Genomic DNA, 21,451 nt, shown 5'->3' with positions numbered 1-21,451 from the left:
ATAGCTAATTCTTGAGGCTGCATGACTGAGACACACAAGCCTGTGAAGACACCTACCGCCGATGGCCTCGCGGCCGCGGCCGGGGAGGCAGCAAAAAAGGGGCCGCCGCCGGTGCATCTGTGGGATCCGCCATTCTGTGGCGATCTGGATATCGAGATCCGGCGCGACGGGACTTGGTTCTATCTTGGCACACCCATCGGCCGCGAGCCACTGGTAAAACTCTTTGCCTCGATTTTGAAACGCGAGGGCGATGATTACTTTCTGGTCACGCCCGTCGAAAAGGTGGGCATCCGCGTGGTGGATGCACCCTTTGTTGCGGTGGATGCCGAGGCGGTCGGCGCAGGCGAGGCACAAAGCCTGCGGTTTCGCACCAATGTGGGCGACGAGGTCACCGCAGGGCCCGAACATCCGATCCGCATAAGCTTCGACGCTTCGGGCGAGCCCTCGCCCTATATCCATATCCGGCGCGGGCTCGAGGCGCTGATCGACCGGAAAACTTTCTACCGGCTGGTTGACCTCGCGCAAAGCGGGAAACATGGTAAAGAAGACTGGTTAGGGTTGTGGTCGGAACACCGATTCTTCCCCATCATCCCCATGGCGGAGCTCTGAATGCCGAAATTTGCAGCCGATCTGGATCATCTGTTTTCCGACCGCCCGCTGATGACCCGTTTCTCTGCCGCCAAATCCGCCGGTTTCGACGCGGTCGAGATGCGCAGCCCCTATGATGCGCCCGCCTCGGATCTGCGCTACCAGCTGGTGATGAACGATCTTTTCTGGACCGGCCTCGATGCGCCGCCGCCCAATTATACCGGCGGGCTGCCCGGTTTTGCAGGCGTGGCGGGGCAGGAAGACCGTTTTCTGCGCGATCTCAAGCGCGCGCTCAGGGTGGCCGATGTGCTGAAATCCGGCTTTTTGACGCTGGTTGCGGGGCCGGAGGCCAATCTGGGTGTGCTGGCTGCCAATCTGAAGGCCGCCTGCAAGACCCATCCCAAGGCCCGTTTCCTGATCGGGCCGGAAGGGGCGCAAAGCCCCCTGCCAGATCTGGATGCCTGTGCGGGCGTGCTGGAAACGGTGGGCGCCAAAAATCTCGCGCTCTCGGCCGATCTCGGGGCCATTCTGGCGCAAGGGTGCGACCCACTGGCCGAAATAACCCCGTATCTGCCAAAGCTCGGTCATATCCGACTGGCGGGCGCCGACGGGCAAGAGCCCAATGACATGGATCTGGCCGGTTTATGCGCCCATCTCGACGCGGCCGGCTATAAGGGCTATGTCTGCGCCAGTTACACACCACGCGAGACCACCGAAGGCGGGCTGGCATGGCTGAGACGCATCATCGGGGATGCCCCTTCCGAGGAGCCTGCCCCCAAGAAGGCACGGGGGCGGCCCCGCAAGGCGAAAGGCTAGAGCGCCATGATCAAACAGGTGATCTGCATCAATTGGGGCACCAAATATGGGCCTCCCTTCATCAATCGCCTCTATGCCATGGTCGCGCGCAATATCACGCCGCCTTTCACCTTCACCTGCTTTTGCGACAATCCCGAGGGCATCCGCCCCGAGGTGCTGACCGAGCCGCTGCCCGAGATCCCGATCGAGATCCCCAAGACAAAAAAGGGCATCTGGCCGAAATCGCGCCTCTGGGGGCCGAAGCTGGGCAGCCTGAAAGGGAATGTGCTGTTTCTCGATCTGGATCTGGTAATCACCGGATCGCTCGATGATCTCTTTACCTATGGCGACCCTGATGGCGTGGTTCTGTCACGCAACCCCGCCAAACCTTTCGAACGGCTGGGCCAGACCTCCTGCTTCCGCTTCCCCGTGGGCAAACTCCTGCCGTTGCAGGAGAAATTCTGCGCTGATCCGCTGGGGGTCGCCGAGGAATATGTCTACGAGCAGCGTTTCGTGACCCGCAATGCGCCGGGGGGGATCGACCTCTTCCCGAAAAACTGGGTGCAGCATTTCCGCTATCAATGCCTGCCGACCTTCCCGCTCAACTGGATGCTGCCCGCGCGCAAGCACCCCGATGCGCGGGTCGTGATCTTCCCGGGCGGGGTCTATCCGCAAACGGCGATCGAGGGCGGCTGGCAGGGGCGCGAGGGGTTCACCCTGCGCGACCACCTCGCCAATTTCCCGAACCGTCCGGCCAACGAGGGCTCGGCCTTCCGCTATCTGCGCCATTTCATGAAACCTACCCCGTGGATCGAGGAGGCGTGGCGCGAGTAACTCTCGGGCCGCTCTGTCTCAGGCGGGCTGTGTATCGGCGCAGCCCAGAGCGGGGCTCTCGGGCTCCAGCGTGACATGGGCCAGTCCGAACCGCGAGACCAGCATCGCCTTGGCCCGCGCGATGGTCTGCGCGTAATCCGCGCCCTCCGCCAACACCAGATGCGCCTCGCACGAGGTCCGCTTCTCGTCGATCTGCCATAGATGGACATGGTGGACCCCGACGACCCCCTCGATCTGGCCGAGCGCCTCCTTGACCTCGGAGGTGTCACGCGCGGCAGGCGCGCCCAGCATCAGGATGCGGGTGACGGGTTTGAGATCGCCAAAGATATGCCACAGGATGAAGACCGAGATCAGCACAGTCAGGATCGGGTCGACCATGCGCCAGTCCCAGATCAGGATGACCGCGCCGCCTATGATGACGGCCACCGACGCGCCTGCATCGGCCAGATTGTGCAGGAAGGCCGCGCGGATATTGAGGCTGTCTTTCGAGAGTTTGAAGGTCAGAGCGGCGGTGCCCAGATCGACCACCAGCGCCAGCCCCGCGAGGATCAGCACCGTCCAGCCCTCGACCTCGGGCGGGTCGATCATGCGGCCCACCGCCTCGACCACCAGCCAGATCGAGATCAGGATCAGCGTGATGTAATTGGTGAACGCGGCCAGCACTTCGGCGCGGGACCAGCCGAAGGTCATGGCCGCGTCATGGCCGCGCCGCGCCAGACGCCGCGCCCCAAACGCAAGGATCAGCGCCGCCGCATCCGAGAAGTTATGCACCCCGTCGGCCACCAAGGCCATGGACCCCGCCAGCGCTCCGCCTACGACCTGCGCGACCGTCAGCGCCATATTGATCGCCACCGCCCAGATCACCGCCTTGTCGCCACTATCGGGGTCGAGATAGTGGTGATGGTGGTGCCCGTGGTCATGTGAATGACCGTGATGGTGATCATGCGGCATAGGTGGCCTCCCTTTGGCTCCCACCCTAGCGCGCGGCCGGCCGATGAACAGCCGGTCCGCGCGTCACGGTCGCGTGATCAATGCGCTTCGGCCCAGGACATGCCCTGCCCCGCATCGACGATCAGCGGAACGTCGAGCTTTACCGCAGGCTCGGCCGCCCCTTCCATAACGGCGCGCGCCGTGGCGATGAGCCGGTCCACATCGGCCTCGGCCACCTCGAAGATGAGTTCGTCATGAACCTGCAACAGCATGGTCGCATCGATGCCCCTGATCGCCTCGGGCATGCGCACCATGGCACGGCGGATGATATCGGCCGCGGCCCCCTGAATGGGCGCGTTGATGGCGGCGCGTTTGGCAAAGCCCGCCCCCGGACCTTTGGCATTGATCTCGGGCGTGTTGATCCGGCGCCCGAAGAGCGTTTCCACATAGGAATGCTCTTTGGCAAAGGCGGTGGTGTCATCCATATATTGACGGATACCGGGGAAGCGCTCGAAATAGCGGTCGATGAAACCCTGCGCCTCGGCGCGAGGAATCCGCAGATTGCGCGCGAGGCCGAAGCCCGAGATGCCATAGATGACGCCGAAATTGATCGCCTTGGCCTGACGGCGGATCATCGGATCCATACCCTCGAGCGGCGTATTGAACATCTCCGACGCGGTCATCGCGTGAATATCAACGCCCTCGCGGAACGCCTGTTTCAGTGCCTCGATCCCTGCGACATGGGCGAGGATACGCAACTCGATCTGGCTGTAATCGAGGCTGACGATCCGGCGGCCTTCGGGGGCCACAAACGCCTCGCGGATGCGGCGGCCCTCTTCGGAGCGAACGGGGATGTTCTGCAGGTTCGGGTCGGTCGAGGCGAGCCGTCCCGTGTTTGCCCCCGCGATGGAATAGGACGTATGCACGCGGCCCGTATGGGCGTTCACATGGGTCTGGAGCGCATCCGTATAGGTGGATTTCAGCTTGGAGATCCCGCGCCAGTCCAGCACCGCCGAGGCCAGCTTGGCGGCTGCGGGGTTGCGGTCTTCCATCGTGGTGATGTCTTCCAGCACATCCGCGCCTGTCGAATAGGCGCCGGTCTTGCCCTTCTTGCCACCCTCGACGCCCATCACGTCAAACAGGATCTCGCCCAGCTGTTTGGGCGAACCCACATTGAATTTCTGGCCCGCGATCTCGGTAATCTCGTCCTCAAGCTGGGCCATCTTCTGGGCAAAGACATTGGACATGCGCGCCAGCACCGAGGCATCGACCTTCACGCCCGCCATCTCCATATCGGCCAGAACCGGCACGAGCGGGCGTTCCTCGGTCTCGTAAATGGTGGTGGCTTTCTGGGTGTGGAGCTGCGGCTTGAACAGTTGCCACAGGCGCAGGGTGATATCGGCATCCTCGGCGGCATAGGCCACGGCCTTGTCGACGGGCACCTTGTCGAAGGTGATCTGGGATTTCCCCGAACCGATCAGATCCTTGATCGGGATCGGCTGGTGGCCGAGGTAGCGGTCCGAAAGCGTGTCCATGCCGTGGCCATGCAGCCCTGCATGAAGCGAGTAAGACAGCAGCATCGTATCCTCGATCGGCGCCATGCGGATGCCCTGGCGGGCGAGGATCTTGAAATCGTATTTCATATTCTGCCCGATCTTGAGGATCGAGGGGTCTTCCAGCACGGGCTTGAGAAGCGCGAGCGCCTCCTTGAGGTCCATCTGTTCGGGCGCAAGCTGGGCACCGCCGAAGAGATCATCGCCGCCCTCGGTATGACCGAGCGGCAGATAGGCGGCCTCGTTGGGGGTAATGGCCAGCGAGACGCCAACCAGTTCGGCCTGCATCTCGTCCAGCGAGGTGGTCTCGGTATCGATGGCGAGCCAGCCGCATGCGCGGGCGCGATCAAGCCATTTGGCAAGCGTCGCGGCATCCTTGATGTGCACGTAGGTCTCGGGGGTGAAGGGGGCCGCTTCGGGGAGGGTCACTGCGCTCCCCCCCGCCTCGGCGGCCCCGCCCGCGGCTTGCGCCACGGGCTCTGGCGCGGGTGGCGGCGTGGTGCCGGATTTCTCGGCGACACGGCGGGTCAGCGTGCGGAATTCCATCTCGTTGAGGAATTTCATCAGCGTCGCTGGCTCGGGATCGCGGACCTCGAGATCGTCCAGCGTGAAATCGATAGGCGTCTCGGGATCAAGCGTCACCAGTTTCTTCGACAGGCGGATCTGCTCGGCATTGTCGATCAGGGTCTGGCGGCGCTTGGGCTGCTTGATCTCTCCCGCGCGCTCCAGAAGGGTCTCCAGATCACCGAATTCATTGATCAGGAGCGCCGCCGTCTTGATACCGATCCCCGGAGCGCCCGGAATATTATCGACCGAATCGCCTGCAAGCGCCTGCACGTCGATGACCTTATCGGGGGTGACGCCGAATTTCTTCTCGACCTCGTCGGGGCCGATCTGGACGTTCTTCATCGGGTCCAGCATCTCGACACCGCCGCCCACCAGCTGCATCAGATCCTTATCGGAGCTGAGGATCGTCACACGGCCACCGGCCTCGCGTGCCTGACGCGCGAGAGTGGCGATGATGTCATCGGCCTCATAGCCCGCCAATTCCTTGCAGGCGATATTGAACGCCTCGGTAGCCGTGCGCGTCAGCGGGATCTGCGGGCGCAGATCCTCGGGCATGGCATCCCGATTGGCCTTATACTGGTCATAGAGATCATTGCGGAACGTATGGCTGCCCTTGTCGAAGATCACCGCCACATGGGTCGGCGCATCGCTTCCCTTGGCCTCCTCGACATATTTGAAGAGCATGTTGCAGAAGCCCGAGACCGCCCCGATCGGCAAGCCGTCGGATTTGCGCGTGAGCGGCGGGAGCGCGTGATAGGCTCGGAAGATGAACGCCGACCCGTCGATCAGATGCAGATGGCACCCTTTGCCAAAACCTTCCGCCATTTTTCTTCCCTTCGGTCAGCTTCTACATACCCGTATTCCGGGACGTTATTGGCATGATCCGCATCTTTCTTCCAGTTCTACCGGGACTTTCTTTTGCGCCGATCACCGGCAAGGTTCTGACGCTGCAGCAGACAATGAGGAGAACCGAAACATCGGGCGTGGTCCGCGAAAGCGGAGCCCGTACCGCCGACATAAACTATCGCAACCGGCGCGCGGATCGGCGGGTGCGCCCCCGTATGGCCGGGCTCCTGCGATCGGCACAAACCGATCACCGACGCGCGAGAGCCAGTCGCGGTTGCGACACCGTGGAGGTCAGGCGGCCGCGTTGGCCGCACCAGCCAGCATCTCGGCACCGACGAAACCCAGAAGCCCGCGCCATGCTGTTTCATATGACTCAGTCCAGTCACGGCCTAGCTGGATCGCCAATGTCTCGACCAGTGCATCGATCACGGCGGGATAATGCTCGGGCCGCGCCCCATAGCCCTGATGGTCCCGCCCGAGCCGGCGCAGCGCCCGCGACAGATCGTCGGGCGCGTTGGCATAGGAAAGCAGGAGCTGCAGCGCCCCCGAGAACTTGTCAGCCTGCCTTGCGAGCGAGCGGGGAAAGAGCGGCTCCAGATCGGGGTGGCGCGCCAGCAGGAACAGATAGAAATCCTGCATGAGGCAGGGCCTGCGCGACAGCGCCAGCGCATAACTTTCCCGCACGATCGCAACAGTCGACTGGTCCAGCACGACACAACTCCGCTTCAACTCTAGGGTGAGAGTAGAAGACGGCTGTTTAACGAAGACCTAAGACTGAAACGCCCGTTGACTCAAATTTGAATCGCGCGGCGGATCAATGTCCCGCTTTGGCGCGGTCGATCACATATTTCTTGTCGCAATAGCCGCATTCGACAAAGCCGGTGTCATGGGGGATCGACAGCCAGACACGCGGATGGCCCAAGGCCCCCACACCGCCATCACAGCACACTTTCCAGGAGGTCACGACCTCGGTTTCGGGCGCATCGGGAGCGGTTACAGCGGGGGTCGTTTCGGTCTGGGTGGTGGCGGTCATCGATAGCTCCACTATATTGAGGTCAGGCAAAGGTGCCCTGTTCTGGGGCCTATGATACAGCAAGGCGAAAAGGACCGGCAAGTGGCAGGATCGGCAATCGAGATCAAAGGTTTACGCAAAACTTACGCGGGCTCGCGTCACGCCGCCCCGAAAGAGGCGCTGAAAGGGCTGGACCTCGATATCCCCGAAGGCTCGATCTTCGGCCTCCTCGGCCCCAACGGCGCGGGAAAATCGACCACGATCAATATCCTCGCAGGGCTTGTGCGCAAAAGCGCAGGTTCGGTGAAAATATGGGGCTTCGATCAGGACGAGAACCCCCGCCAGTCGCGCGCGGCCATCGGGGTGATGCCACAGGAAATCAACATGGACCCGTTCTTCAAACCGCGCGATCTGCTGGAATTGCAGGCGGGGCTTTACGGTGTGCCCAAGGCCGAGCGCTGGACCGACGAAATCCTCGAACTGGTGGGCCTCGCAGATAAGGCCGAGACCTATGCCCGCAGCCTCTCGGGCGGGATGAAGCGCCGCCTGCTGCTGGCCAAGGCGCTGGTCCACAAGCCGCGGATTCTCGTTCTGGATGAGCCAACGGCGGGGGTGGATATCGAGCTGCGCAACATGCTCTGGCGCAATGTCCGCAAACTCAACGAGCAGGGGATGACGATCATCCTCACGACGCATTATCTGGAAGAGGCGCAGGAGATGTGCGACGAGATCGCCATCATCAATCATGGCGAGCTGATCGTGCGCGACAGGACCGAGGCGCTGCTGGCCCAGATGGATGCCAAGACCATGCTGATCACGCCGATGAATGATGCGCCCGACATTACCCTGCCGCAGGGTGTGCAGCTCAACCGTCGCGCCGACGGGCTGCTGGCGTTCGACTATAACCGCCACCAGACCTCGGCCAATGCCATTCTCGATGCGGTCCGCGCCGCCAATATCGAGATCGCCGATGTCAAAACCACCGAGGCCGATCTGGAAGACGTGTTCCTCTCCCTCACCTCGGGCCGCTAGGGAGGGGGCAACGCCCCCGACCGGTTTTGTCGGGGCCTCGATGGCCGCGGCAAAACCGCCCCCCTCAGAACAAAAAAGGGCACCCCGAAAGGTGCCCCCTTCCCCGCAACGGGAAACCTGGTCGGGAAAGCGCCCTCAGGCCGCTTTCAGTTGCAGCTCGCAAGGCGCGATAAACTCGCCATGCAGCGCCGCAATCACCGGCTTCAGGCTCGGGCGCTCCAGCACAAACTGCACATCCACATTGCGCGGACCCTGCGTCGCGCCCAGCGCTTCATGGCCTGCCGCCGCAATCGCCTGCAGCCCGCGTGTCAGCGTGGAGAGCCCGTTCAGATCGCGCCCGATGATCGAGGCCATCGCCAGAGGCCGCGCCGAGACCTTGGCCGAGGGGTAGATCCGGTTCAGGTCCTTCTCCACCTGCCGCGCCACTTTCAGCGAACAATCGACATAATGGGTAATCGTATTGGCATTCGACGCCTTGGAGATGATACGCACATCATGGCGCGTCAGCACCTCGAGGATCGCGGCATCATAGCCCTTCACCCCCACCATATCCTGCTCGAACAACTCGAGGGCGAGGATATCTAGGCCAGTGATGATCTCGACCGCTGGAGTATCCGCCGGTTTGTCATCGATCAGCGTGCCCGGATCCTCCGGCTCGAAGGCGTTGGTCACGCGCAAAGGCACCTCGGCCTGACGCAGCGCCTTGGCCGCCTTGGGGTGGATCGCCTCCATCCCCATATTCGACAGCTGGTCCGCCACATCATAATTGGTATGGCCCAGCTTGCGCACGGCCTCCTGACCCACAAGGTTGGGATCCGCCGAGGACAGGTGGAATTCCTTATGGATGATCGCCTCGCGCGCGCCGGTCAGAGCCGCCAAGCGCGAGAAGGTCACTTCGGAATAGCCACGGTCGAACTCGGCCATCAGCCCCTCGACGCATTGGGCATAGCCCGTGACGATCGGCATCTCGGAGGTCAGATCCACGCCCGCGAGCCCCGCCTTCAGGCGGTCCTCGAGATCGTATTCCGCCTCTTCACGCCAGCCCGACAGGTCCACGAAGCGCGCGTTCACGCCCGCGCGTTGCAACATCAGCGCGGTGACATAGGCCGAATGTGCCTCGCCCAGCCCCGACAGCATCTCGCGCATGGCCAGCATATGGTCCGACAGACGGAAATGCCCGTAGGAGCACAGTCTTCCGAGATCGATCAGGCAGTTGCGCGCACCATCGATCCGGTCACGCACGAAACTGTCAGCCGCGCCCAGATCGGCGGGATGGTCGAGCACCTTGCGATGCGCCTCTCCCATGGCCTGCGCCACGCTATCCAGCGCTTCCAGCCAGCCGTGATCGTTATCGGCATCGGCGAAACGGGCATAGACCCCGCGCTCGCCGGTCTTCTTGTGCTCAAGAAGCAGGTTGGTGATGCCGCCGAAGGCCGAGACCACGAAGACGCGCCCGTAAATGTCTGCGCCCTCGCGTGTGCCGATGAACAACGTGTCGCGCAGTTCGCGCACACGGCTCATCGACGTGCCACCGATCTTCTCGACGGTATGAGCGGGATATTGCGGTGCACTGGCCATGATGGCTTACGCTTTCTCCATTTCGTCGGCCGGCGCATAGGAGCCGTCCTCACGATGGACTTCCTTGCCGGTCACCGGCGGATTGAAACAGCAGGCCATGACCAGATCCGCACCTTCATCGGCGATCAGGCGGTGACGGTCATGGAGGTTGAGCGCATACATCACGCCCGGCTTGATCTCGTGAGTCTTGTTGCCGTTATCCAGCTCGATGATGCGCCCCGTGCCGGACATGCAATAAACGCTCTCGAAATGGTGCTTATAGTGGAACTCGTGTTCCGAGCCTGCTTCCAGCGTGGTGATATGGAACGAGAAGTTCATATTGTCATCGGCCAGCAGCATGCGGACCGAGGTCCAGCGCTCGTTGCCTACGTTCTTGTCGGTGTGCTTCAGTTCGTTGAAATCGCGTACAATCATATTGATCTCCTATCGGTTTTGGGAAGGAAGCGCCCGGGGACGCTACACCAGTCACCAGTCCGGGTTATTGGCCAGCGGCCTCGGATGCTTTCACTTCACGGGCCGACTGGATCAGGATGTCCAGACCTTCGCGGAAAATCGCATCCGGTGTGGTCAGCGGTGCCAGCACCTTGACTACCTGATCCTCGTTGCCCGAGGTCTCGATCACGAGGCCCTTCCCGAAGCAGAGGCCGCAGATCTCGGAGGCGCGTTCGCCGGTTCCGACATCCACACCCTGCATCAGGCCACGGCCCTTCAGGAAGGCACCGTCGAACATCTCGGCAACTTCGGACAGCGCGATGGTCAGCACCACGGCCTTATCGGCCAGCTGGCGCTGGAAGGCGTTATCGGCCCAGAACTTCTCGATCGCGGTTTTCGCGGTCAGGAAGGCATGGGTATTGCCGCGGAAGGTGCCGTTGTGCTCGGCAGGGCCCATCACGTCATGCTCGGGACGCACCAGAACCAGCGCCATCGGCAAGCCCATGCCCGAGACCGATTTCGCCATGGTGACAATATCGGGGGTCACGCCCATCTCCTCGAAGGAGAAGAAAGTGCCGGTGCGGCCACAGCCTGCCTGAATATCATCAACAATAAACAGCGCGCCATGTTTGCGGGCCACGGCCTCGACGCCGCGCACGAACTCCGGCGATGCGGCATTCAGACCGCCCTCGCCCTGCACGGTTTCCATCATGATCGCGGCAGGCGCATCCACCCCACCCGAGGCATCCGACAGCATCTGGTCAAGAAGCGCCACCGAATCCACGCCATCGGCATAGTTATCGAATGGCATGCGCGTCACGCCCTGCGGCATCATGCCGGCACCGCCGCGGTGGTAGCCATTGCCGGTCGCGGCCAGCGCGCCCATCGTCACGCCGTGGAAGCCATTGGTGAAGGCGATGATATTCTGGCGGCCGGTCGATTTGCGCGCGATCTTCATTGCGGCTTCAACGGCATTGGCGCCGGTCGGGCCGATGAACATCAGCTTGTGGTCCATATCGCGCGGACGCAGGATCAGATCCTGGAACACCTCGAGGAATGCGCCCTTGGTATCGGTATGGAAATCGAGTGCATGGCCCAGCTTGTCACCCATCAGGTGATCGACCAGCGCCTGTTTCATATCGGGGTCGTTATGGCCGTAATTCAGCGAGGAACAGCCTGCCAGAAAATCGATGTAGCGCTTGCCATCGGCATCGAACAGCTCCGAGCCACGGGCATGGGTAAATACGGTATCGAAACCACGGCAATAGGAGCGGGCGTCAGATTCGCGTTGGGTAAAGATCGACCGATCGTTTGTTTTATCAAACGGCATAAGAACCTCTTGGGTTTGGTATTTCTGGATGATGGAAGGAGGGGGCAGCCCTTAGGCCGCCACTTTTGCCTCTTCCTCGAAAGTAATGGTGACCATATGCTCGGTGGCCGCATGGCCGTCGAAATGATCGTCTTCAGTGAAATGTGCCTTGGAGGTCAGCTCGCCGCCAGCCGAGCGGGCGAAGGACCTGAACAGGCCCCATGAGGCCTCGTTCGATTTGGTGATCGTCGTTTGCAGGCGTGTGCACTGCGCCGCTTCGGGACGGTCGAGCAGATGGGACAGCATACGCTTGCCCAGCCCCAGACCACGCGCTTCGGGCGCCACAGCAACCTGCCAGACGAAGAATGTATCGGGTGCCGAAGGGGTGATGTAGCCCGAGACCCAGCCCATAGGCGCGCCGTCTTTCTCGACCAGCACGCAGGTGTCGCGGAAATGGTCGCATTGCAGCAAGTTGCAATACATCGAATTCTCGTCGAGCGGCTTGCAGCGCGAGATAAGCGACCAGATTTCTGATCCGTCCTCGGCGGACGGCTTCCGGAATGTAAGCTTGGGCTGTTTCATGACTTCGACTGTCGGCACGATTTCATTTCCTCAGTTGCTTCGCCAATCTAATTAGATCATCGAAGCATAAATTTCAACATTCAAAGTAATTTTCTTTTCCAATATTGAAAATTAGAGCGATAATTTGCTAATAACCTTTATGCACCCTAAGTGAAACGGGGATAAAATCTTAGCTCAACTAAAGGAGATCGTAATTGCCTGCCGCCTCCAGCTCTGCAATATTAAGCCATTCGAAGCTTCTAACCAGTTATGGAGACGGTATGAGCAGCGACCGTACCGATATGAGTCTTATTGCCCTGCGCCGTATCCTGCGCGCGACCGAACTGTTTGGCCGGGATCTGGCCAAATCTGCCGGGCTGACGCCCGTGCAATTCCGCGTGCTGCAAGTCGTGGCGGAAAAGGGCTGGTCGACCGCCAAGACCATCTCGACGCGCATGGGGGTCAGTCAGGCCACCATCACCTCGCTCGTCGACAAGCTGGTCGACAAGGGAATGGTCAAACGCCAGCGTTCGGAAATCGACCGCCGCCAGACCGATATCGTCATCACCGAGGCCGGTCATCATGCGCTCGACGAGGCCCCCGACGCCCTGCAGCAGCGCTTCGTGAAGAAATTCGAGGGTCTGCAGGACTGGGAACAGGCACAGCTCGTAGCCTCGCTGGAACGGGTCGCCGCGATGCTCGATGCCAATGCGATGGATGCCTCTCCGGTGCTGCATTCCGGCGATATAATGCCGCGACAATAGGCACTTAGACCAGACTTACGGATTTCCGTTTGACGCCCGCTTCCATGCGGTGTCCCATGGGACCATCGCCCGAGTGACGCGTTGCTGGTTCAGACGGAGATCCCATGCCCATCGAGAATGCCCCCTTCAGCCTGCCCGAATATCAACGCCGGATCGCGCTGGTGCGCCAATCCATGGCCGAGCGCGGGCTGGATGTGCTGTTTGTCACCAATCCTTCCAACCAGTTCTGGCTGACAGGTTATGACGGCTGGTCCTTCTACACCCATCAGGGCGTGATCCTGACAATGGAAGGCGACCCGATCTGGTGGGGCCGGATGATGGATGCCAATGGTGCCAAGCGCACCGTGTGGATGAGTGACGACCAGATCCGCTGGTATGCCGACCGCATGGTTCAATCCGACACCGTGCATCCGATGGAAGATCTCGCCTCCCATCTGCGTATCCTTGGCCATGGTCAGGCGCGAATCGGGGTGGAGATGGAGACCTATTTCTACACCGCCCGCGCCCATGCCGTGCTGGCCGAGGGGCTGCCCGAGGCCACGCTGGTGGATGCCTCGGTGCTGGTGAACTGGCAGCGGCTGATCAAATCCGACGAGGAGCTGCGCTTCATGCGCCGTGCCGCGCGGATCTCGGAACTGGTGATCTCGCGCGCGGTCGAGCTGATCGAGCCGGGCTATCACAAGCATGATCTGGTGGGCGAGCTGTATAAGACCGCCGTGCAGGGCGAGGATGACAGCTGGGGCGATTATCCCGCCATCGTGCCGATGCTGCCATCCGGCGCGGATGCCTCGGCCCCGCATCTGACATGGAATGGCGAGGCGTTCCAGAAAGACCAGATGACCTTTGTCGAGCAATCGGGTTGCTACCGGCGTTATCATGCGCCGCTCTGCCGCTCGGTTTACCTGGGCAAGCCGCCGCAACATATGCTGGATGCCGCCGAGGCGCTGACCGCGGGCCTCAATGCCGGCATCGAGGTCGCCCGCCCCGGCAACCGTGCCTGCGACATCGCCCGCGCCCTCGATACCGAATTGCTGAAAGTGGGCATCGAGCGCCCTGCCCGCTGCGGCTATGCGGTGGGCTGCTCCTACCCGCCGGATTGGGGCGAGCATACCGTCTCGCTGCGCGCGATGGACGAGACCGTGCTGCAACCGGGGATGACCTTCCACTTCATGCCGGGGCTCTGGATGGACGATTGGGGGATGGAAACCACTGAAACCATCCTCATCCGCGAGGATGGCCCCGCCGAGCCTTTGTGCAATATCGAGCGCAAGCTCTTCGTGAAAGACTGATCATGTCGGACCTCCAGCGTGCGAAGGCGATCCTGGGCGACCTGATCGGCTTTGCCAGCATCTCGTCGGAGAGCAATCTCGATATTATCGGCTATTGCGCCCGTCACTTGGAGGCGGCAGGCGCGCGGGTCGAGGTCTTGCGTGATCCGACGGGCAGGAAGGCCAATCTCTGGGCCACGTTGGGGCCGGAGGGCGATGGCGGGCTGGTGCTGTCGGGGCATTCCGATGTGGTGCCGGTGGCAAACCAGAACTGGAGCTCGGACCCGTTTGTGATGCGCGAGGAGGACGGCAAGCTCTTTGGCCGTGGCGCCTGCGACATGAAGGGCTTTATCGCCTGCTGTCTGGCCAAGGCCGAGGAGCTGGCGATGATAACCCATCATCAGCCGATCCATTTCGCCTTCACCCATGACGAGGAGATCGGTTGCTTCGGTGCCCGCGCCCTGACCGAGGTTCTGGCCCAGCGCGGGCTGCGGCCCCGCCTATGCGTGATCGGCGAACCCACCGAGATGCAGGTAATCGAAGGCAACAAGGGCTGTTGTGAGTATAGCGTGACCTTCTCAGGGCTCGAGGGCCATAGCTCGGCCCCCGAGCGCGGGGTGAATGCGGTGGAATATGCCGCGCGCTATATCGGGCGACTCCTCGACCTGCGCAGCGATCTGGTCGCCCGCGCGCCCGACGGATCGCGGTTCGACCCGCCTTGGACCACGCTGAATGTCGGACGGCTCGAAGGGGGCGTCGCGCATAATGTGATTGCCAATCATGCAGTTCTCGATTGGGAATTCCGGCCCGTGAGCACGGAGGATATGAGCTTCGTGAAAACGGAAGTTGCCGGCTATGTCAAAACCCTGCTGGGCGAGATGCGCCGGACGCATCCCAACGCCTCGATCACCACCGAAACCATCGGCGAGGTCGCGGGACTGGAACCGATGCCCGAGAATGCAGCGCGCGATCTGGTCTTCGGCCTGACAGGGCGTAACGAGGCGTCCTGTGTGCCCTTCTCGACCGAGGCGGGGCTGTTTCAAGCGCTGGGCACCGATGTTGTGATCTGCGGGCCAGGATCCATTGCGCAAGCGCACAAGCCTGACGAATTTGTCAGCCTTGACCAGATGCAAACCTGCCTGAGCATGTTCGATCGGCTGATATCCGACCGTTCATAGGCAGAAAACCGTTCATGGGGCAATATTTACGATAATTACGGAACTTGCGGAACCGGCGCGTTTTTCGTGTGTTATGGCGACAGAGACAAAGGAGTCGCATCATGACCAAACTACTTATCCCCGCCTTTATTCTGGCCTCGCTTGGCGTATCCGCCTGCTCGACCGTGCATGGCTTCGGGCAGGACGTGACGACCGCAGGCCATGTGGTCCAGCGTGAATCCATCGAAGCCGCACAATAAGCGCATCCTGACAAACTGCAGGCCCCCGCAGAGCTTTCAGTTGCGGGGGCTTTTACTTGCCGCACAAAGCCCTCGCCGAAAAAGGGCTTAACGCTTGGCGCCCCAAGAGACCGACGCATATTGGCGTGTATAGAATTCGCCCATCAGCCCGATCATCATAAGCGCCAGCCCGACATAGAGTGCGTAGTGCCAGCTCGAGAAATGCGGGTTGTAATTGATGAAGGTAAAGCCCCTCGCCTGATCGATCGTGTGAAAGAGCGGATTCCAGTTGAACAGGACCAGCATCTTGTGCGGCAGGGTATTGGCCAGAAACATCTTGCCCGAGGCGATCATATTGGCGCGGGAATAGATCTGGTGGATGACCCGCACGACATCGGGAGCCCAGGGTTTTGCCGCCAGCAGGACCATGCCGATGGCGGCGCCGGTGAACCAGCTCAGAAACACCATCCCCATCGCCCCTACCCAATCATAGATAGTGATCGGAGTGAAAGCGGCATGGTAGAGATAAAGCACCACGATCATCGAGAGCAGCTGGATATAGAGCGCGCTCAGGGCCGCCGCCGAGATCGAGATCGCAGTCGTCATCGGTGCGTGCTTCATCATCGCCGAGGTCGGACCCTCTGCCCCGAAGACCGCGCTCATCGCCTTGGTATGGGTCAGGAACAGGAAGATCCCGCTCATGATATACAGAAGGAAATCGCCCCGCACCGCGCTGCCGCGCAGCCCCAGCACACCGAACATGATGTAGAAGGTGAAGACGAGGATCACCACCTGCAGCATATTGAGCAAAAGCCCGATGACCGCGTTTCCGTGGCTTTTGCGCAGCTCGCGGACGGTCGCGTGATAGATCAGCCCCAGAAGACTGAAGCCCGACCCGATCGTTGAATTACTCTGTTGCGCTTTGAACATAATCCCGCACTCTGCCGCGTAAGACACAATATGTCTTGCAAAACTTGCTGTTTGCTTGATGCCCTAGCATAACTGTGACAGCTAGACAGTAATAAGCCGCAATCGCGACGAATTGGAGACCTCATGGATTATGAAAAGCTCGTTCCCACCATGCGCAAGCTGGCGCTCGAAGCCGGTGACCGAATCATGGAAATCTATGATGGCCCCGATTTCGAGATCAAATCCAAATCCGATGACAGCCCTGTCACGGCGGCGGATGAAGCGGCCGACAAGATCATCTCGGACGGGCTGCGCGCGGCCTTCCCCGATGTAGCGCTAGTGACCGAAGAGCAGGCTACAAGCCATAATCTGGAGGTTTCGACCTTCCTCATCGTGGATCCGCTCGACGGCACCAAAGAGTTCATCAAACGTCGCGGCGAGTTCACCGTAAATATTGCCTATGTCGAGAATGGCGTGCCAAAGGCGGGTATTGTCTATGCGCCTGCCATCAAGCGTCTCTTCTATACGCTGGCCGATGGGCGCTCGGTCGAAGAGAAGGGCAGCTTTGACAAGGATCAGCCGGGCGAGTTGAGCCCGATTGCCGTCTCCACCCCCGATAACCGCGCTCTGATGGTCGTGGCCTCAAAATCGCACCGCGATCAGGCCACCGACGACTATATCGGCCAGTATGGCGTGAAGGATATGACCTCGGCGGGCTCCTCGCTGAAATTCTGTCTGGTGGCCACAGGCGAGGCAGATCTCTATCCGCGCCTCGGGCCGACTATGGAATGGGATACGGCGGCAGGTGACGCGGTCCTGCGCGGCGCGGGTGGCCTCATGGTCACCTTCGACGAGCACAAGACCTTCGTCTATGGCAAGGACGGCTTCCGCAATCCCTTCTTCATCGCCTATGCTCCGGGCGTTCTGCTGGTAAAATAATGTCGACCCTTATCGTTATTCCGGCGCGCTACGCGTCGACCCGCTATCCGGCCAAGCCGCTGGTGGCGCTGACCGGCTCGACCGGCGAGAAAAAGACCCTGATCCGCCGGAGCTGGGACGCGGCCATGTCGGTGGAAGGCGACCTGCGGGTCGTGGTGGCCACTGACGACGACCGGATCAAGGCCGAGGCCGAGAGCTTTGGCGCCGAGGTCGTGATGACCTCGCCCGAGTGCCGCAATGGCACCGAGCGATGTGCCGAGGCCCATGCCAATCTGGGTGGCGGGTTCGATTATGTGGTCAACCTGCAGGGCGATGCCCCGCTGACGCCGCCTTGGTTCATCGAGGCGCTGATCGAGGGCATCAAGGGAAGTGACCTGGATCTGGCCACACCGGTGCTGCGCTGTGAGGGCGCCATGCTCGAGGCCCTGAAGGAAGACCGCCGCAACGACCGCGTGGGCGGCACGACGGCGGTTTTCGGCGCGGCCCATCAGGCGCTTTATTTCTCGAAGGAGGTCGTTCCCTTTACCGGCCAGACCTATGCCTCCGATGCGCCGACCCCCGTCTTCCACCATGTGGGCGCCTATGCTTATCGGGCCGAAGCGTTGGCCCGCTATCCCGAATGGGAGATCGGCCCGCTCGAACAGCTTGAAGGGCTCGAGCAGCTGCGATTCCTCGAGAACGGCCATGACATCCTCTGCGTGGAGGTCGAATCGAAAGGCCGGCAGTTCTGGGAGTTGAACAACCCCTCGGATGTGGCGCGGATCGAGGCCATGATGGCCGAAATGGGACTCGCCTGACGGCTTTGGCGCATGGCGTATCGAGCCATGCGCCCCAAGATCCAGTCAAAGATCCACTGTTTTGCTTAAAATTTTCGCTACGTTAACCTGTTCATATACTGATTGATCAACGCAAAGATGGCGAAGTTCAGCCGAAGGTTCCATATGCTAACTTGATTAATCGGTAAATCTCAACACATTGAACAACAGAGCCGGCCGGTAGCCGCGACAGAATCGCAATCGCGCCGGATTAATTTATGCGCACACGCAGACTTGTTTGGAACCAAACTCCGTGTGTAGCATTGAGCAACATGCATTGGGTGCAGCTCCGCACTCGGATAACAAAAAAGGTGCTTGATGACACGCAAGGTCACTAAAGCTGTCTTTCCCGTGGCAGGTCTTGGAACCCGATTCCTGCCAGCGACCAAATCCATTCCGAAAGAAATTCTTACGCTGGTTGACCGCCCACTGATCCAGTATGCGATCGACGAGGCGCGTGCTGCAGGCATCACCGAATTCATCTTCGTCACCTCGCGCGGCAAGTCCGCGCTCGAGGATTACTTCGACGACGCCCCCGAGCTCGACGCCTCGCTGCGCGCCAAGGGCAAGACCGCAATCCTCGAGGAACTCGAGAAAACGAACATGCCGTCGGGCGCCATCGCCTATGTCCGCCAGCGTCGCGCGCTGGGTCTGGGCCACGCTGTCTGGTGCGCACGCCGCATGATCGGCGACGAGCCCTTTGCCGTCATCCTGACCGATGACGTGATCGCCGCGGACAAACCCTGTCTCGCACAGATGATCGAGGCCTATAACGAGAATCCCGGCAACTATGTGGCCGCGATGGAAGTACCGAACTCGAAGATCTCGTCTTACGGTGTGCTTGATTGCGATCAGGTGAACAGCACGACCTATAAGGTCAATGGCATGGTGGAGAAACCGCCGGCGGAAGAAGCGCCGTCCAATCTCGCTGTAATCGGCCGCTATATCCTGACGCCCGAGATCCTGAACAATATCGACGCCGCAATCGAATCGAAGACCACCGGCGCCGGTGGCGAGTACCAGCTGACCGACGCGATCGCGCAGGAAATCGAAGCCGGCAATCCGGTCTATGGCTACCGCTTCAACGGCCAGCGCTTCGATTGCGGCTCCAAAGCGGGCTTTCTGCAGGCCACCGTGGCCTTTGGCTTGGCGCGCGACGACCTCAAGGACGAATTCGCGGAATATCTCGGCGATGTCATGACCATGCGGGCTGCTGCCGAATAATATGACGAAACATGTTCTTGTGACGGGTGGTGCGGGCTATGTCGGCTCGCATGCCTGTAAAGCTCTCCAGCAGGCGGGCTATGTCCCCGTCTGTTTCGACAATCTTTCCACCGGCTGGAAAGAGGCCGTCAAATTCGGTCCTCTCGAAGTCGGCGATCTTCATGACCGGGCCCGCCTTGACGAGGTAATCGCCAAATACCAGCCTGTCGCCGTGATGCATTTCGCGGCGCTCTCGCTCGTTGGCGAGTCGATGAAGAACCCTTCGAAATACTGGGCGACCAATGTGAATTGCGCGCTCAACCTTATCGAGGCCGCCATCGATGCGGGGATCGACAAATTCGTCTTTTCCTCGACCTGCGCGACCTATGGCGATCAGGACGGTGTGGTTCTCAATGAAGAAACCCCGCAATTCCCGATCAACGCTTATGGCGGCTCGAAACGTGCCATCGAGGATATGCTGCGCGATTTCGGCAAGAGCCACGGCTTGCGCTCGGTGATTTTCCGCTACTTCAACGTGGCCGGTGCCGATCCGGAGGCGCAGGTGGGTGAGCAACATGTGCCCGAGACCCATCTGATCCCGCTGATGCTGGATGCGATTGCCGGGAAACGCGCGGCGCTGACCGTTTTCGGCTCGGATTACGACACCCGCGACGGTACCTGCATCCGCGATTACGTCCATGTCTCGGATCTGGTCGATGCCCATGTTCTGGGGCTGAAATGGCTCGAGGAAGGCAAGCCCTCCGAGGTCTTCTGCCTTGGCACCGGCAACGGGTTCTCGGTGCGGGAAGTGATCGCGCAATCGCGCAATGTCACCAATCGCGAAGTGCCGATCACCGAGGGCGAACGCCGCGAGGGCGATGCCGCTGTTCTGGTCTCGGGGTCGGTGAAGGCCAAGGATGTCCTTGGCTGGGAGCCCAAACGCGCCGAGCTGGAAACCATGATTGCCGATGCATGGCGCTGGCATCAGGCGCCGGAATATGCAGAATAATTCCTGACCCAGTCAGGAGTGCTGTCCGATGCAGACCCACACGCTCTGGTCTGCATACCGGTTGCGACAAAAACGACGGAACGCCCTTCTGCGCGCCTATCTGGCGCGCAGAAAATTGTCGCCGCCCGCGCGCGCATTTACCGCCGGCCCGGATGACATCCGGCTGTTCTGCTGTTTGCGCAACGAGATGGAGCGCCTCCCCGATTTCCTGAAACATTACCGCCGTCTCGGGGTGCGCCATTTTCTTATGGTGGATAACGGGTCGGATGATGACAGCGCCGCCTATCTGGCCGCCCAACCCGACGTCTGGCTGTGGCAGACACGTGCGAGCTACCGCGATGCCCGTTTCGGTATGGACTGGATCAACGGGCTTCTTCTGGCCCATGGGCAGGGCGCATGGTGTCTGACGGTGGATGCCGACGAGCTTCTTGTCTATCCCGACCATGACACAACCCCCCTCCCCGCGCTGACCCGCCAGCTCGACGCGGCTGGCCAGGACGTGATGGCGGCGCTGATGCTGGATCTCTATCCCGAAGGCCCGCTGTCTGGTGCCTTGTCGCTCGATGATCTTACCGCATTCGACGCATGGGGCTATGATTGGGAATATCAGCCCCGCTATGGAAACATCTCGATCCGTGGTGGCCCCCGCAAGCGGTGCTTCTTCCGTGAGAGGCCCGATCATGCGCCCCATCTGCACAAAACACCGCTGCTGCGCTGGCACTGGCGCTATGCCTATCTCAGCTCGACCCATCTTCTGCTGCCGCGCCGCCTGAACCGCGGTTTCGATCCACGGCATGGACTGATGACAGGTGCCCTTCTGCATAGCAAGTTTCTGGCCTCGTCGATGGATCGCGCCCGCGAGGACCAGCATCGCAAGCAGCATTTCACCCATGTCGAGAATTACACCCGGTATTACGACGCCCTGACCGATGACCCGATTCTTGCAGGACCGCCAACCGCCACGGGCCCCACGGCCGCGCATCTCGAGGCTCTGGGCCTGATCACGCGCGGCAGCAGGGGCACAAAATCCGATGAAACCACAGCTAATTAACCACGAATTATTTACCCCCACCGCGAGATGGCCTAGCGTGACCGCACCCGGTCAACCCGC

22 protein-coding genes are annotated in these 21,451 nt (G+C 61.0%); 13 read left to right on the top strand and 9 right to left on the bottom strand.

Going from position 1 to position 21,451, the window contains the following annotated elements; translation table 11 throughout:
- Positions 1-21: 21 nt before the first annotated feature.
- From ABEB22_RS07150 to ABEB22_RS07140, 3 genes are read left to right on the top strand one after another with little or no spacing between them, the layout of a single operon-like run.
- On the top strand, positions 22-609 hold the full coding sequence (locus tag ABEB22_RS07150) for a DUF1285 domain-containing protein (protein ID WP_406869938.1): 588 nt from the start codon (positions 22-24) through the stop codon (positions 607-609).
- Positions 610-1,404, top strand: coding sequence for a TIM barrel protein (locus ABEB22_RS07145; RefSeq protein ID WP_406869937.1), 795 nt, complete (start codon positions 610-612; stop codon positions 1,402-1,404).
- Positions 1,405-1,410: 6 nt separating this feature from the next.
- Positions 1,411-2,217 (top strand): glycosyl transferase, encoded by an 807-nt coding sequence (locus tag ABEB22_RS07140; RefSeq protein ID WP_339113561.1) that lies wholly within the window; start codon positions 1,411-1,413, stop codon positions 2,215-2,217.
- Positions 2,218-2,235: 18 nt separating this feature from the next.
- On the opposite strand, the gene ABEB22_RS07135 is transcribed toward ABEB22_RS07140, so the two are convergent.
- The 4 genes from ABEB22_RS07135 to ABEB22_RS07120 all read right to left on the bottom strand — a co-directional run bounded on the left by ABEB22_RS07135 (position 2,236) and on the right by ABEB22_RS07120 (position 7,146).
- On the bottom strand, positions 2,236-3,168 hold the full coding sequence (locus ABEB22_RS07135) for a cation diffusion facilitator family transporter (protein ID WP_406869936.1): 933 nt from the start codon (positions 3,166-3,168) through the stop codon (positions 2,236-2,238).
- A gap of 77 nt (positions 3,169-3,245) precedes the next feature.
- On the bottom strand, positions 3,246-6,092 hold the full coding sequence (gene polA, locus ABEB22_RS07130; protein WP_406869935.1) for a DNA polymerase I: 2,847 nt from the start codon (positions 6,090-6,092) through the stop codon (positions 3,246-3,248).
- Positions 6,093-6,404: 312 nt separating this feature from the next.
- A complete protein-coding gene (locus tag ABEB22_RS07125) occupies positions 6,405-6,824 on the bottom strand; it encodes a globin domain-containing protein (RefSeq protein WP_350934867.1) in 420 nt (139 codons plus the stop codon).
- A gap of 103 nt (positions 6,825-6,927) precedes the next feature.
- On the bottom strand, positions 6,928-7,146 hold the full coding sequence (locus tag ABEB22_RS07120) for a zinc-finger domain-containing protein (protein WP_339113565.1): 219 nt from the start codon (positions 7,144-7,146) through the stop codon (positions 6,928-6,930).
- 81 nt (positions 7,147-7,227) lie between these two features.
- Here ABEB22_RS07120 and ABEB22_RS07115 point away from each other — a divergent pair, with 81 nt between their 5' ends.
- Entirely contained in the window at positions 7,228-8,157 is a 930-nt protein-coding gene (locus ABEB22_RS07115) for an ABC transporter ATP-binding protein (protein WP_339113566.1), read from the top strand.
- 135 nt (positions 8,158-8,292) lie between these two features.
- On the opposite strand, the gene ABEB22_RS07110 is transcribed toward ABEB22_RS07115, so the two are convergent.
- The 4 genes from ABEB22_RS07110 to ectA form a co-directional block, all read right to left on the bottom strand.
- Positions 8,293-9,735 (bottom strand): aspartate kinase, encoded by a 1,443-nt coding sequence (locus ABEB22_RS07110; RefSeq protein ID WP_339113567.1) that lies wholly within the window; start codon positions 9,733-9,735, stop codon positions 8,293-8,295.
- A gap of 6 nt (positions 9,736-9,741) precedes the next feature.
- Positions 9,742-10,149 (bottom strand): ectoine synthase, encoded by a 408-nt coding sequence (locus ABEB22_RS07105; protein WP_339113568.1) that lies wholly within the window; start codon positions 10,147-10,149, stop codon positions 9,742-9,744.
- A 64-nt stretch (positions 10,150-10,213) separates the two neighbouring features.
- Entirely contained in the window at positions 10,214-11,497 is a 1,284-nt protein-coding gene (gene ectB, locus ABEB22_RS07100; protein WP_406869934.1) for a diaminobutyrate--2-oxoglutarate transaminase, read from the bottom strand.
- Positions 11,498-11,548: 51 nt separating this feature from the next.
- On the bottom strand, positions 11,549-12,058 hold the full coding sequence (gene ectA / locus ABEB22_RS07095) for a diaminobutyrate acetyltransferase (protein WP_339114438.1): 510 nt from the start codon (positions 12,056-12,058) through the stop codon (positions 11,549-11,551).
- Positions 12,059-12,318: 260 nt separating this feature from the next.
- On the opposite strand from ectA, the gene ABEB22_RS07090 reads away from it, so the two are divergent.
- From ABEB22_RS07090 to ABEB22_RS07075, 4 genes are all read left to right on the top strand, one after another.
- Positions 12,319-12,801, top strand: a complete 483-nt coding sequence (locus tag ABEB22_RS07090) for a MarR family winged helix-turn-helix transcriptional regulator (RefSeq protein WP_406869933.1) — start codon at positions 12,319-12,321, stop codon at positions 12,799-12,801.
- 104 nt (positions 12,802-12,905) lie between these two features.
- Positions 12,906-14,090, top strand: a complete 1,185-nt coding sequence (locus ABEB22_RS07085) for a M24 family metallopeptidase (protein ID WP_350934858.1) — start codon at positions 12,906-12,908, stop codon at positions 14,088-14,090.
- A gap of 2 nt (positions 14,091-14,092) precedes the next feature.
- The gene (argE, locus tag ABEB22_RS07080) at positions 14,093-15,247 is read left to right on the top strand and encodes an acetylornithine deacetylase (RefSeq protein ID WP_406869932.1); all 1,155 of its coding nucleotides are present in this window, start codon (positions 14,093-14,095) and stop codon (positions 15,245-15,247) included.
- A gap of 101 nt (positions 15,248-15,348) precedes the next feature.
- Complete coding sequence (locus ABEB22_RS07075; protein WP_339113573.1) at positions 15,349-15,486, top strand: entericidin, EcnA/B family; 138 nt, start codon at positions 15,349-15,351, stop codon at positions 15,484-15,486.
- 87 nt (positions 15,487-15,573) lie between these two features.
- Here the strand turns inward: ABEB22_RS07075 and ABEB22_RS07070 are convergent, their stop codons facing one another.
- The gene (locus ABEB22_RS07070) at positions 15,574-16,395 is read right to left on the bottom strand and encodes an ABC transporter permease (protein WP_339113574.1); all 822 of its coding nucleotides are present in this window, start codon (positions 16,393-16,395) and stop codon (positions 15,574-15,576) included.
- A 123-nt stretch (positions 16,396-16,518) separates the two neighbouring features.
- On the opposite strand from ABEB22_RS07070, the gene cysQ reads away from it, so the two are divergent.
- The 5 genes from cysQ (at position 16,519) to ABEB22_RS07045 (ending at position 21,391) form a co-directional block, all read left to right on the top strand.
- On the top strand, positions 16,519-17,313 hold the full coding sequence (gene cysQ, locus ABEB22_RS07065) for a 3'(2'),5'-bisphosphate nucleotidase CysQ (protein WP_339113575.1): 795 nt from the start codon (positions 16,519-16,521) through the stop codon (positions 17,311-17,313).
- Positions 17,313-18,110: a manno-octulosonate cytidylyltransferase gene (locus ABEB22_RS07060; protein WP_406869931.1), complete on the top strand. Its 798-nt coding sequence runs from the start codon at positions 17,313-17,315 to the stop codon at positions 18,108-18,110. The genes cysQ and ABEB22_RS07060 overlap by 1 nt, the downstream gene beginning before the upstream one ends.
- A gap of 336 nt (positions 18,111-18,446) precedes the next feature.
- Positions 18,447-19,352: a UTP--glucose-1-phosphate uridylyltransferase GalU gene (galU, locus tag ABEB22_RS07055; RefSeq protein ID WP_339113577.1), complete on the top strand. Its 906-nt coding sequence runs from the start codon at positions 18,447-18,449 to the stop codon at positions 19,350-19,352.
- A 1-nt stretch (position 19,353) separates the two neighbouring features.
- Complete coding sequence (gene galE / locus ABEB22_RS07050) at positions 19,354-20,340, top strand: UDP-glucose 4-epimerase GalE (RefSeq protein WP_339113578.1); 987 nt, start codon at positions 19,354-19,356, stop codon at positions 20,338-20,340.
- 28 nt (positions 20,341-20,368) lie between these two features.
- Complete coding sequence (locus tag ABEB22_RS07045; RefSeq protein ID WP_406869930.1) at positions 20,369-21,391, top strand: glycosyltransferase family 2 protein; 1,023 nt, start codon at positions 20,369-20,371, stop codon at positions 21,389-21,391.
- The last annotated feature ends 60 nt before the right edge of the window (positions 21,392-21,451 follow it).

It is taken from the genome of Thioclava sp. 'Guangxiensis' (assembly GCF_045348365.1).
Taxonomy (GTDB): Bacteria; Pseudomonadota; Alphaproteobacteria; order Rhodobacterales; family Rhodobacteraceae; genus Thioclava; species Thioclava kandeliae.
Note: the sequence above shows the minus strand (reverse complement) of the source record. Positions and strands in the feature narration are given on the sequence as shown.

Coding starts and splice junctions, on each gene's coding strand:
- ectB (WP_406869934.1), bottom strand. CDS start 11,497: ATGCCGTTTGATAAAACAAACGATCGGTCGATCTTTACCCAACGCGAA.
- ABEB22_RS07150 (WP_406869938.1), top strand. CDS start 22: ATGACTGAGACACACAAGCCTGTGAAGACACCTACCGCCGATGGCCTC.
- ABEB22_RS07135 (WP_406869936.1), bottom strand. CDS start 3,168: ATGCCGCATGATCACCATCACGGTCATTCACATGACCACGGGCACCAC.
- argE (WP_406869932.1), top strand. CDS start 14,093: ATGTCGGACCTCCAGCGTGCGAAGGCGATCCTGGGCGACCTGATCGGC.
- ABEB22_RS07120 (WP_339113565.1), bottom strand. CDS start 7,146: ATGACCGCCACCACCCAGACCGAAACGACCCCCGCTGTAACCGCTCCC.
- ABEB22_RS07070 (WP_339113574.1), bottom strand. CDS start 16,395: ATGTTCAAAGCGCAACAGAGTAATTCAACGATCGGGTCGGGCTTCAGT.
- ABEB22_RS07075 (WP_339113573.1), top strand. CDS start 15,349: ATGACCAAACTACTTATCCCCGCCTTTATTCTGGCCTCGCTTGGCGTA.
- ABEB22_RS07045 (WP_406869930.1), top strand. CDS start 20,369: ATGCAGACCCACACGCTCTGGTCTGCATACCGGTTGCGACAAAAACGA.
- galU (WP_339113577.1), top strand. CDS start 18,447: ATGACACGCAAGGTCACTAAAGCTGTCTTTCCCGTGGCAGGTCTTGGA.
- ABEB22_RS07105 (WP_339113568.1), bottom strand. CDS start 10,149: ATGATTGTACGCGATTTCAACGAACTGAAGCACACCGACAAGAACGTA.
- ABEB22_RS07145 (WP_406869937.1), top strand. CDS start 610: ATGCCGAAATTTGCAGCCGATCTGGATCATCTGTTTTCCGACCGCCCG.
- galE (WP_339113578.1), top strand. CDS start 19,354: ATGACGAAACATGTTCTTGTGACGGGTGGTGCGGGCTATGTCGGCTCG.
- ABEB22_RS07110 (WP_339113567.1), bottom strand. CDS start 9,735: ATGGCCAGTGCACCGCAATATCCCGCTCATACCGTCGAGAAGATCGGT.
- ABEB22_RS07090 (WP_406869933.1), top strand. CDS start 12,319: ATGAGCAGCGACCGTACCGATATGAGTCTTATTGCCCTGCGCCGTATC.
- cysQ (WP_339113575.1), top strand. CDS start 16,519: ATGGATTATGAAAAGCTCGTTCCCACCATGCGCAAGCTGGCGCTCGAA.
- ectA (WP_339114438.1), bottom strand. CDS start 12,058: ATGAAACAGCCCAAGCTTACATTCCGGAAGCCGTCCGCCGAGGACGGA.
- polA (WP_406869935.1), bottom strand. CDS start 6,092: ATGGCGGAAGGTTTTGGCAAAGGGTGCCATCTGCATCTGATCGACGGG.
- ABEB22_RS07060 (WP_406869931.1), top strand. CDS start 17,313: ATGTCGACCCTTATCGTTATTCCGGCGCGCTACGCGTCGACCCGCTAT.
- ABEB22_RS07085 (WP_350934858.1), top strand. CDS start 12,906: ATGCCCATCGAGAATGCCCCCTTCAGCCTGCCCGAATATCAACGCCGG.
- ABEB22_RS07140 (WP_339113561.1), top strand. CDS start 1,411: ATGATCAAACAGGTGATCTGCATCAATTGGGGCACCAAATATGGGCCT.